The sequence below is a fragment of the Pelagicoccus sp. SDUM812005 genome (assembly GCF_031127875.1).
Taxonomy (GTDB): domain Bacteria; phylum Verrucomicrobiota; class Verrucomicrobiia; order Opitutales; family Opitutaceae; genus Pelagicoccus.
On the sequence record NZ_JARXIA010000065.1, the window covers coordinates 1 to 1201 of the forward strand.

Annotated in this window: 1 protein-coding gene; it reads right to left on the reverse strand. The window is 42.7% G+C overall.

Annotated features, from left to right (window positions below; all coding sequences use genetic code 11):
• Positions 1-589: 589 nt before the first annotated feature.
• Positions 590-1096, reverse strand: a complete 507-nt coding sequence (locus QEH57_RS24700) for a hypothetical protein (protein WP_309009481.1) — start codon at positions 1094-1096, stop codon at positions 590-592.
• Positions 1097-1201 lie beyond the last annotated feature (105 nt).

The following is a 1201-nucleotide window of genomic DNA, read 5'->3' on the forward strand; positions in this document are numbered from 1 at the left end:
GACAATGAAGTGCAGAGAAGGTAAAATAGGATAATGCTTTTCATGTGAGTTTGTTCGGAGGGGAGTGGATTCAGGATTCTTTTCTTTCTGCCTAACGCTGAGGTCTCACGCGAGCGCTTGCGCGAGTTGTGAGGACCGACTTGATATGCTTATTTTAATTCGGTGACCAAGGCTTCTTGCAGTAGACCTTCATTGACACTGGCTTCATTCCTTCAGTTATTTTCAGATCGATGCGATTGTCCTTTTTTCCTTTCTTTCGGGCTACTATTTTATAGTCGCTTGGAGGTAGTTGAAAGGTTTTGGACTCAAACTTTTCGGGTTTAGTCGGCTTTGGTCCAATTATTTGTATCCATGTTTCTCCGTCACTTATGATAGTAACTGAAGTTGTTTCATTCTGTTCCGTTGTTGTTGTTGTTGTTGTTGTTGCTGATGCTGAAACGATTAGCAAGTGTGAGCCAATAAGAAAGCTGATCAGTGCGGTGATTGTGCTTATGTAGTATCTTCGCATATTGTTCCAATTGTTCTGCATATCGCCGAGGTCAGACGACGAGCGCTTGCGCTCGTTGTCTGCACCGATTGGTTATGCTTTTTAGTTTTTAGCAAATTGTTTGATTTGATGCAGTGGGATTTTGTCACGGTATCCAATGATTCCATCTGTGTAATAGAAAGAGGCTTTTTGTCTCGGCGGATTACCAACATAAAAGACGAGGGCACCATCGCAATCGGCTGAGGTAATGAATTTGGAATGGCTCCGATCATATTCGTCGCCTTCGGAATGACTGAAATCAGTGTTTGGATTCTTTTTTAATATTTCACTGATCCTTACTTTTTGGTTTTCTGTTTTATTCGGTTCAGGTTCGGCCAACAAGACAACTGATGACTGCTTGAACATTCGTTCGAAACTGAGGTTCGTGAAAGTTTCGTGTCCGTATCTTTCTTCGAAGATGTGATAAGCTGGGGGTTCGACTTGTTTCAGAATTCGTTCTGCTACTTCTGGGTATACAACGAATGCTAGAACGAAAAGTGATATCGATAGAGAGATGGATATTCCGAATCCAAATATGATTCCGTCTGCGAATGGTTTACGTTTCTTCATATTTGCATAACGCTGAGTCCTCACGCGGAGAGGGCGCAGCCCTCGGAGTTGTGAGCGACGACTTGATATGTGTAGTTTTTATTCATACTCCTCGCCTTCGTCTCC

Coding starts and splice junctions, on each gene's coding strand:
- QEH57_RS24700 (WP_309009481.1), bottom strand. CDS start 1,096: ATGAAGAAACGTAAACCATTCGCAGACGGAATCATATTTGGATTCGGA.